Source organism: Photobacterium nomapromontoriensis, from assembly GCF_050336815.1.
In the GTDB taxonomy this organism is placed as follows: Bacteria; Pseudomonadota; Gammaproteobacteria; order Enterobacterales; family Vibrionaceae; genus Photobacterium; species Photobacterium nomapromontoriensis.
Genome location: NZ_JAKJSL010000099.1, coordinates 1 through 946, shown reverse-complemented (window position 1 = coordinate 946; position 946 = coordinate 1). Strand labels below are relative to the sequence as shown.

The following is a 946-nucleotide window of genomic DNA, read 5'->3' as shown; positions in this document are numbered from 1 at the left end:
ATTGCTTGGTTAAAATGTAAGAGAGCATCTAAGTTGCCCAACAACTTAGATAGAAAACTAAGTCCCGTTCGTCTAGAGGCCTAGGACACCGCCCTTTCACGGCGGTAACAGGGGTTCGACTCCCCTACGGGACGCCACTTAGGGTCGTTAGCTCAGTTGGTAGAGCAGTTGACTTTTAATCAATTGGTCGCAGGTTCGAATCCTGCACGACCCACCATCTTCTCCTCGAAGATGTAAAACACGGAGGGCGATTAGCTCAGTTGGGAGAGCACCTCCCTTACAAGGAGGGGGTCACTGGTTCGAGCCCGGTATCGCCCACCATTTTCTCTCTTGAGAACTTCTCTAAGAAGTAAAATATTGGGGTTATAGCTCAGCTGGGAGAGCGCCTGCCTTGCACGCAGGAGGTCTGCGGTTCGATCCCGCATAGCTCCACCACTCTCTAAACACACTGGCAACAGTGTCGTTAGAAAGTGGATACTTCGGTAAACACAATGCTCTTTAACAATCTGGAAAGCTGACTAGTAAATTCAATCGAATGATTGAATTACAAATGTTCTTCTTTATGAAGAACGAGTTCTCAACACAAACACATTCAAGTGTCTTGTATCGAGTCCGGCGAAAAACCAAAGTCCTTATTTTTCTTGATCGAAGATAACGACGCAAACCTTGGTTGTTTGAACATACGAAACCTCTTGGGGTTGTATGGTTAAGTGACTAAGCGTACAGGGTGGATGCCTTGGCAGTCAGAGGCGATGAAGGACGTATTAACTTGCGATAAGCCCAGTTTAGGCAGTAAAAGCCACCTGAGACTGGGATTTCCGAATGGGGAAACCCACTTGCATAAGCAAGTATCGTTACGTGAATACATAGCGTAACGAGGCGAACCGGGGGAACTGAAACATCTAAGTACCCCGAGGAATAGAAATCAACCGAGATTCCGGCAGTA

The 946-nt window shown here is 47.0% G+C and carries 4 tRNA genes and 1 rRNA gene; all 5 read left to right on the top strand.

The features are described 5' to 3' along the window. The first annotated feature begins 61 nt into the window (after positions 1-61). Positions 62-137: transfer RNA gene (locus L4D12_RS25455), tRNA-Glu, on the top strand. A gap of 4 nt (positions 138-141) precedes the next feature. Beyond that, positions 142-217: transfer RNA gene (locus tag L4D12_RS25450), tRNA-Lys, on the top strand. 28 nt (positions 218-245) lie between these two features. Further along, positions 246-321 (top strand) — tRNA-Val (locus L4D12_RS25445). A 38-nt stretch (positions 322-359) separates the two neighbouring features. Beyond that, positions 360-435: transfer RNA gene (locus L4D12_RS25440), tRNA-Ala, on the top strand. Between the two features lie 269 nt (positions 436-704). Next, positions 705-946: ribosomal RNA gene (locus tag L4D12_RS25435) — 23S ribosomal RNA — on the top strand; the annotation flags it as partial.